This is a genomic window from uncultured Adlercreutzia sp., from assembly GCF_958431955.1.
Lineage (GTDB): Bacteria > Actinomycetota > Coriobacteriia > Coriobacteriales > Eggerthellaceae > Adlercreutzia.
In genome coordinates, this window is the sequence record NZ_CAUASN010000010.1 from 65950 (window position 1) to 74239 (window position 8290).

Annotated in this window: 7 protein-coding genes and 1 pseudogene; all 8 read right to left on the reverse strand. The window is 69.3% G+C overall.

The genetic code is table 11. The annotated features are described in order from the left end of the window. Positions 1-89: 89 nt before the first annotated feature. The gene (gene hflX, locus Q5064_RS04950) at positions 90-1406 is read right to left on the reverse strand and encodes a GTPase HflX (RefSeq protein ID WP_302962772.1); all 1317 of its coding nucleotides are present in this window, start codon (positions 1404-1406) and stop codon (positions 90-92) included. Next, positions 1403-2332, reverse strand: coding sequence for a tRNA (adenosine(37)-N6)-dimethylallyltransferase MiaA (gene miaA, locus Q5064_RS04955; protein ID WP_302962774.1), 930 nt, complete (start codon positions 2330-2332; stop codon positions 1403-1405). Before miaA ends, hflX begins: the two co-directional genes overlap by 4 nt. Further along, positions 2325-3683, reverse strand: coding sequence for a tRNA (N6-isopentenyl adenosine(37)-C2)-methylthiotransferase MiaB (gene miaB, locus Q5064_RS04960; protein ID WP_302962777.1), 1359 nt, complete (start codon positions 3681-3683; stop codon positions 2325-2327). Before miaB ends, miaA begins: the two co-directional genes overlap by 8 nt. A gap of 20 nt (positions 3684-3703) precedes the next feature. Beyond that, entirely contained in the window at positions 3704-4000 is a 297-nt protein-coding gene (locus Q5064_RS04965; RefSeq protein ID WP_302962786.1) for a stage V sporulation protein S, read from the reverse strand. Between the two features lie 170 nt (positions 4001-4170). Continuing rightward, positions 4171-5253, reverse strand: a complete 1083-nt coding sequence (locus Q5064_RS04970) for an ATP-binding protein (RefSeq protein WP_302962779.1) — start codon at positions 5251-5253, stop codon at positions 4171-4173. 3 nt (positions 5254-5256) lie between these two features. Then, a complete protein-coding gene (rny, locus tag Q5064_RS04975) occupies positions 5257-6849 on the reverse strand; it encodes a ribonuclease Y (RefSeq protein WP_302962781.1) in 1593 nt (530 codons plus the stop codon). A gap of 211 nt (positions 6850-7060) precedes the next feature. After that, positions 7061-7771: a regulatory protein RecX gene (locus tag Q5064_RS04980; RefSeq protein ID WP_302962782.1), complete on the reverse strand. Its 711-nt coding sequence runs from the start codon at positions 7769-7771 to the stop codon at positions 7061-7063. A 7-nt stretch (positions 7772-7778) separates the two neighbouring features. After that, positions 7779-8290 (reverse strand): annotated as a pseudogene (locus Q5064_RS04985) (DNA recombination/repair protein RecA); the annotation flags it as partial.

Genomic DNA, 8290 nt, shown 5'->3' on the forward strand with positions numbered 1-8290 from the left:
GCGCCGGCGTTATAGGCATTCTCTTGCCCTCGTGCCGCCCGTTGGCGGAAGCACCCGCGCGGAGCGCGCCGAGGGCGCCAGAAGCGGCCCTAGGAGGCGTGAATGGCGAAGGGCTCGAAGATGGACGCCCAGGCCGCGCCGACGAGCATCTGGATATGGGTGCCGTCCCCCTCGTGGGCCTCGGAGATGATATGGCACCGCTCGTGGGCGAGCGAGACCAAGTCGCCCCGCTGGTAGGGAATCACCACGTCGAGCTTCGTATCGGCCGCCGAGGCCGCCGCCGCTATGGCCGCCACGAGCGCCTCTGTGCCCTCGCCGGTGCGCGCCGAGACGAACTGGGCCGCGGGGAAGCGCCGCCGAAGGCCTGCGAGCGTCTCGGCGTCGAGCAGGTCGCATTTGTTGAACACCTCGATGGTGGCGATGGACTCGGCGCCGATCTGCTCGAGCACGTCGCAGACCGCGTCGATCTGCCCCTCGAACTCCGCAGACGAGGCATCCACCACGTGCAGGATGAGGTCGGCGCCGGTGATCTCATCGAGGGTCGACTTGAACGCCTCGACGAGGGTGGTGGGCAGCTTCTGGATGAAGCCCACGGTGTCGGTCACGGTGATCTCGCGGCCCTCGGGAAGCTCGAACTTGCGGGTGGTGGAGTCCAAGGTGGCGAACAGCTTGTCGTAGCTGAGCACGTCGGCGCCGGTGAGCCGGTTGATGAGCGAACTCTTCCCGGCGTTCGTGTACCCGGCCAGCGCCACTTTGAACATACCGCTCCCGTAGCGGCTCTCCCTCTGGAGCGACCGGACATCGGCCAGGCGCGCGAGCTCGCGGCGGATGCTCGTGATGCGCTTGCGCACCATGCGGCGGTCCACCTCCAGCTGGCTCTCGCCCTCGCCGAAGCGCGATCCCACGCCGCCGCCCATGCGATTCGACGCCAAGTGCGCCCACATGCCGCGCAGACGGGGATAGAGGTACTGGTTCTGGGCCAGGCGCACCTGCAGGCGCCCCTCCTTGGAGGTGGCGTGCAGGGCGAAGATATCCAGGATAAGCGCCGTGCGGTCGATGACCTTCACCGACTTGTCCATCACCTTCTCGAGGTTCGCCTGCTGGGAGGGCGTCAGCTCGTCGTCGAAGATGACGAGGTCGGCCTCGGTTGTCCGGGCCAGCTCGGCGATCTCCTCGGCCTTGCCGCTTCCGACGAACGTGCGGGGATTCGGCGCGTCGAGCCGCTGGGTCGTCGAGGCCACCACGTCGGCCCCGGCAGTGTCGGCCAGACGCTCCAGCTCGGCCAACGACGATTCGAGGGGCCATTCGAGCCCGGGGCGGTCCACGCCCACGATGACGGCGCGCTCGCGGCGCTCCTCGGCCTGCGTGGCCGGCCCCTTTTGGATTACAGATTGATATTCAGTCATGGAAGCTCCTTCAGAATCTCGCCGGCCACTGCCTCGGCATCGCCCGCATCGGCGTTGATCCAGCGGATGCGGGCGTCGCGGCGGAACCAGGTGCGCTGGCGCTTGGCGTAGCGCCGCGTTGCCTGCTTGATGGCGGCGACGGCATCCTCCATGGTGCAGCGTCCCTCGAGCGCGGCTACGATCTCCTTGTAGCCGATGGCCTGCGGGGCGGTCACGCCCTCGCGGAAGCCGGCGTCCATAAGGCCCCGAACCTCTTCCACCAGGCCGGCGGCCACCATGGCGTCCACCCGGGCGTCGATGCGCGCGGCCAGAATGGCGGGATCGACCGCCAGGCCGAACTGCACCGAGGGCACGGCCTCGGGGATGGCGGCCAGGTTGCGTTTCTGCTCGGCGTAGCTGCGGCCCTCCTCCAGAAGTTCGAAGGCGCGCACGACCCGGCGCACGTTGTTGGGGTGCAGCACCTCGGCGCTGGCCGGATCGCGGCGATGCAATTCGTCCCAGAGCGCCTGGGCGCCGTGCTCCTCGGCGAAGGCGGTCCACTGCTCGCGCACGGGGTTGGCCTCCTGGTCGCCGGCGGGAAACTCGTAGGCGTCGATGGCGGCCCGCACGTAGAGCCCGGTGCCCCCGCAGAGCACAGAGCGTCTCCCTCGACTCTCTATGTCGCGAAATGCCGCGCGGGCGAAGTCCTGGAACAGCGCGGCCGAATAGGGCTCGCCGGGGTCGACGAGATCGAAGCCGTGATGGGGCACGATGCGCTCTTCGGCCGGCAGCTTGCCGGTGCCGATGTCCATGCCCCGGTAGATCTGCATGGAGTCGGCGCTCACCACTTCCCCATCGAGGGCCGCGGCCACGATCTGGGCCGCATCGGTCTTGCCCGAGGCCGTGGGGCCGACGATGGCGATGACGGGGCGGCCCTCGCTAGGCATCGACGACCGTGCCGGAAAGGTACCAGGTGCGCGCCTCGTCGACGGCCACCGGCACGATGGTGCCGACGAGGTCCTCGGCCCGCACGCCGGCGGGCACGGGCGCGTGGACGGTCTGGTTCTTGGGGCTCTTGCCGGCGAGCACGAGCCCGTCGCGCTTAGACGTGCCCTCGATGAGCATCGGGACCGTCGCCCCCAGCTCGCCCTGGTTCGCCTCCCAGGCCTTGCGCTGGACGAGCTCGACCAGGCGGTCGAAGCGCTCCTGGATGACCTCGCGCGGCGTGTCGTCCTCCATGGCCGCGGCCGGCGTTCCCTCGCGCTTGGAGTAGATGAACGTGAACACCTGGCCGTAGCCCACTTCCTCCACGAGGCGGTAGGTGTCCATGAAGTCCTCCTCGGTCTCGCCGGGGAAGCCCACGATGATGTCGGTGGACAGCGCGATGTCCGGCACGACGGCGCGCAGCTTCTCGATGAGGCCGAGATAGTGCTCGCGGGTGTAGCGGCGGTTCATGGCCGCAAGGATGCGGTTCGAGCCCGACTGCACGGGCAGATGAAGCGCCGGCATGAGCGAGCGCAGCGTGCCGAAGCGCGCGATGACCTCGTCGATGAGGTCCTTCGGGTGGCTCGTGGCGAAGCGCAGGCGCTCCACGCCGGAGGCATCCACCGCATCCAGCACATCGGCGAAGCGCGGCTCGCCGTACAAATCGCGCCCGTAGGAGTTCACGTTCTGGCCGAGCAGGGTGATCTCCCTCACACCCGACTCAACGTAGCGCCGCGCCTCCTCGGCGATGTCCTCGAGGGCGCGCGATTTCTCGCGGCCGCGCACGTAGGGCACGATGCAGTAGGAGCAGAAGTTGTTGCAGCCCACGGTGATGGGCAGCCACGCGGCCCAGGCGTGCTCCCGGTCGGTCGGCAGCGACGAGGAGAACTCGGAGCTGGCGGGGAGAACCTCCACGGCGTGGTCGCCCCGGTTGATGGCCGAGGCGAGCAGCCCTGGCAGCGACCCCAGGTTGTGAGTGCCGAACACCACGTCGAGGTGCGGCAGCTGCTCGACGAGCTTCTCGCCGTCGCGCTGGCCGATGCAGCCCCCCACCGCGATGTAGCGCTTGGCGTAGGGGGCGCCCTCACGCAGCGGGATGTTCTTCATGGAGGCCACCTGGCCGTAGAGGCGCGTGTCGGCCGCCTCGCGCACGCAGCAGGTCATGAACACGACGATGTCGGCCTGCTCGATGGATTCCACGGGAAGCGAGCCGAGGCCCTCGAGCATGCCGGCGACCCGCTCGGAGTCGTGCTTGTTCATCTGGCAGCCGAAGGTGTGGATGCAGAAGGTGGAGCCCTCGAAGGAAACGCCCATGGCGGTTCTCGATCCGAGGCCTAGAGCGCCGCCGCGTCCACGGCGACGGCGACGGCGCCGCGGGGTTCCACGGCGAAGCGGATGGCGGTGCGGTACTCGCCGTCGATGACGATGTCGGCGAACGAGGGGATGCAGCAGATCTCGATGCCCACCGGCGAGAGGAAGCCGCGCGAGATGGCGACGGCCTTGACGGCCTGGTTCACCGCCCCGGCGCCCACGGCCTGGATCTCGACCGTGGAGCCGTCCTTTATCATGCCCGCGATGGCTCCGGCCACCGATGCGGGGGAAGACTTCGAGGATACCTTGAGGCAGCCGATGGAGGGCTTGGAATCTGTGATGGTTGGCACGGGCTGATCCTTGTCGTGTATGGCGCGGTTGCTGGTTTGTTGCAGGTTCGTTTGGTGGCGAATCGCGGGGCGTTGGCCCCGAGGTTCAAACGTTTCCATTCTACCCAATGAGACCAGGTGGCGCAACAGGCACGAGGGCCCTAGTCCATCGTGCGGATGGGAACGGTGATGCGAATGGCATCGGCTCCGACCGACACGCGCGGATCGCCCACGCCGTCGAGGTAGTAGCGCCCGGCGAGGGACTCCACCGCCGTGCGCGCCGCCTCCGACAGCCGCTCGACGTCCTCCGCGGCCAGCTGCAGGCCGCGCCCCGCGCTGCGGCGGGGGCTGCGGGCGGGTTCGGACGCGACCGGGCCGAGGCCCTCGTTCCGGATGCGATCCAGCATGGCCGGCACGGCCCCGACGACGCCGTCGATGATGCGGCGGGCGGAGCGGCCCGACAGCGGCAGCCCGGCGGACTCGCACCAGGCGGCCAACTCGTCGGGCCCTCCCATGAGGGCCGGCTGCTTCACGATGGGAAAGCCCTCGGTCTTCCCCGGGAAGGCGCGCACCGCCGCGGAGAGGGTCGCCATGCCGAAGGCGTGCAGGGTCGCGGCGATCTCCACGGGCGTGCCGAGGAAGACCGCCACCTCGCCCCGGTGCTCGAGGGCGAACTCCGCCACGGTGCGCACGATGTTCTTGGGGCCCCGCATGGCCAGCACGCCCTCCGGCCCGCGCTCGAAGCGGGGGAAGGTGGACTGGTCGGTCTTCTCCCCCAGCTGATCGGTGTCCGTGCGCACGGAGAGGCTCGTTCCGCATCCGGGCGTCGAGAGGCAGACCCGCGCCTCGGCGGCGTTCTCGGAGATGGAGTAGAGCGCCATGCCCCGGCCGTGCATGCCCCACTTGTCCATGTGCGCCGTGTCGAGCTTCGAGGTGACGCGCGGCTCGAAAATGCGCTCGTGCTGGGCGGCGGGGATGCCGCCGCCGTCGTCCACGACGGTGATGAGGCGCTGGGAGCCGGCGCGCTGCGTGGCCACGAAGATGTGGCGCGCGCCCGCGTCGCGGGAATTGCGCAGAAGCTCGATGACGATGTCCTCGCTCGAGCGGATGTCCTGGGCGGCCTGGCGCCGCTCCGCCTCGGAGCTGCGCAGACGGACGAAGCCGTCTCCGAGGTCGGCCTCGACCCGAAGACGGCTCTCTCCGCAGACGGTGTCTATGAAATCGGCGAGCCCGTCGTCGGCCATGGGCTACTTCGCGTAATCCACCGCGCGGCTCTCGCGGATGACGACGACCTTCACCTGGCCCGGGTACTGCATCTCGTTCTCGATCTGCTGGGCGATGTCGTGGGCGAGCACGACGGACGCGGCCTCGTCGACCACCTCGGGCTCCACCATGACGCGCACCTCGCGGCCGGCCTGGATGGCGTAGGTGCGCTCGACGCCGGCATGGGCGTTGGCGATCTCCTCGAGCTTCTCCAGTCGCTTGATGTAGGCGTCGAGGGTCTCCTTGCGGGCGCCGGGGCGCGCCGCGGACACTGCGTCGGCGGCCTGGATGAGCACGTCGACGACGGAGTTCGGCTCGATGTCGTTGTGATGGGCCTCGATGGCGTGGACGATCTCGGGGCGCTCGCCGAAGCGGCGGGCCAGATCGGCGCCGATGACGGCGTGGCTGCCCTCCACCTCGTGGTCGACCGCCTTGCCCAGATCGTGCAGGAGGCCGGCGCGCTTCACGGGAATGGGATCGAGACCCAGCTCCGAGGCCATGACGGAGGCCAGGTAGGCCACCTCGAGCGAGTGGTTCAGCACGTTCTGGCCGAAGGAGGTGCGGTAGCGCAGGCGCCCGAGGGTGTTCACGAGCTCGGGGTGCAAATCGTGGATGCCGGCGTCGAAGGTGGCCTGCTCGCCGGCCTCCTGGACGCGCTGGTTCACGAGGCGGACCGCCTTGTCGTACATCTCCTCGATGCGGGCGGGGTGGATGCGGCCGTCGGCGATGAGGTTCTCCATGGTGACGCGACCGATCTCGCGGCGCACCGGGTCGAAGCAGGAGATAGTGACGCACTCGGGGGTGTCGTCGATGATGAGATTCGTGCCGGTCAGCTGCTCGAAGGAGCGGATGTTGCGGCCCTCGCGGCCGATGATGCGGCCCTTCAGGTCGTCGGAGGGGATGTGGATCGTGGACACTGTGGACTCGGCGGAGTGGTCGGCGGCCACGCGCTGGATGGCGAGGCTCAGGATCTCGCGGGCCTTCTTGTCGGCCTCGGCCTTGGTGCGCGTCTCGGCGTCGCGGATGATGACGGCCGACTCGCGGGTCACATCGTCGCGGATGGTCTCGAGCAGCTCGGCCTTGGCCTCCTCCGGACTCATGCCCGCAGCGCGCTCGAGGGCCTGGTTGATCTCGACCTGCGCCTCCTCGCGGTGGCGTTCGATGGCGCTCTCGGCCTCGTTCACGTCGCGCTCGCGGCGCTCCACCTGCCCCTGCAGGGACGACAGCTGGTGCTCGCGGGCGTCGAGGGACTCCACGCGGCGGTCGAGGGACTCCTCGCGCTGGGCGAGCGTCTCCTCGCGCTGGGCCACGCGGCTCTCGGCCGAGCGCACCTCGCGCATGCGCTCCTTCTTCTCCTCCTCGAGTTCCTGCCGGTAGCGCAGGGCCTGGTCCTTCGCCTCGATCTCGGCCTCGCGGCGCATCGTCTCCGCTTGCTTGCGCGCGTCCTCCACCAGGCCGGCCGCCTCGCCGGCGGCCTGCTTGTGGGATGCGGCGGTCATGAAACGATTGACGATGAAACCGAGGACAGCGCCGACGATGGCGACGGCAACGATAACGACGATCATCACGGGATCCATCGCGATTCCTCCTTTCATCTGGGCCTTCACGCCCAATTCATGTCATAAAAAAAGCCCGTGGCCGGGCAAGAGCATATGCGTGCGAGGACATTCGACGTATACCGTTGTCTATATCAAATACCCAGCGGGTACATTGCTCAAAAAGCCACAATGAACAGTATACCCGATGAGCGCGAGAAGAGAACCCCCTGATTGGGCGAGAGGGCGCGCCTCAGGCCCCCTGGCTCTCCTCGAACCAGAGCCGGGCGGCCGTGGAGGCCACGTCGGCGGGATAGCCCCGGCCCACGAGCTTGCGGAAGGCCGCCTCGCGCGCCGCCCGCGCCCTCGGCGGACGGCGGCGCAGCACCTCGAGGGCGCGGGCGACATCCGCCTCGCGCCCGGCCTCGGCGTGCTCCGCCCAGGCATCGAGGGTGTCGGGCTCGATGCCGAGGGCGCGGATCTCCTCCTCGGCGCGCCGCAGACCGCAGCCCGCGGACAAGGTGGCGCGCACGAGCGCGTCGGCGTAGCGGCGGTCGTCGAGGGCGTGCACGCGGCAGGCGCGCCCCACCGCCTCCTCGATCGCCTCGGCGGAAAACTCGTCGCGCGCGAGGCGCTCGCGCACGTAGGCGGTGGAGCGCTCGCGCGCCGAGGCCCAGCGGAGAATCTTCCGGAAGGCCTCCTCCGCCGTCTTCCCGTCGCCGCGCCCGGCCCCGGCTTCCTTTCCCCTCGCGCCGAAATCGGACCCAGTCCCCTCCCCCGCCGATTCGGCTCCGGGGGCGACGGGGGGCCGGCGGCATCCCCGCACATGGACCGTCCGGGCCGCCTCCTCCTCGGCGACGCGATTCTGCCGCGCTCCGGCTGTCGGGCGCGAAGCGCTCCCGCCGTGCTCGATGGAGGCGATGTCGGCGCGCAGCGATGCCAGTATGTCTGCCTTGGCGGTCACAGGGCCGCTACTTCTTCTTGCCGGCGGCCTTCGGCGCCGGGTTGAAGGAGTCGTCGGCCGAGGGGGCCTCGATGATCGGGATCTCGTAGGCCTCCCGCACCCTGGTCTCCAGCTCCTCGCGCAGGTCGGGGTTCTCCTTCAGCGTCTGCTTGGCGGCCTCGCGGCCCTGGCCCAGGCGTTCCTCGCCGTAGGTGTACCACGCGCCCGACTTCTTGGCCACGCCGCACTCGACGGCCATGTCCACGATGCAGCCCTCGCGCGAGATGCCCTCGCCGTACATGAGGTCGAACTCGGCCTGGCGGAACGGGGGCGCCACCTTGTTCTTCACGACCTTGGCGCGCACGCGGTTGCCCACCACGTCGCCGTTCTGCTTGATGGAGTCGATGCGGCGGATATCGATGCGCACCGAGGAGAAGAACTTGAGGGCCCGGCCGCCGGTGGTGGTCTCGGGGTTGCCGAACATCACGCCGATCTTCTCGCGCAGCTGGTTGATGAAGATGCAGGTGGTGTTCGACTTGG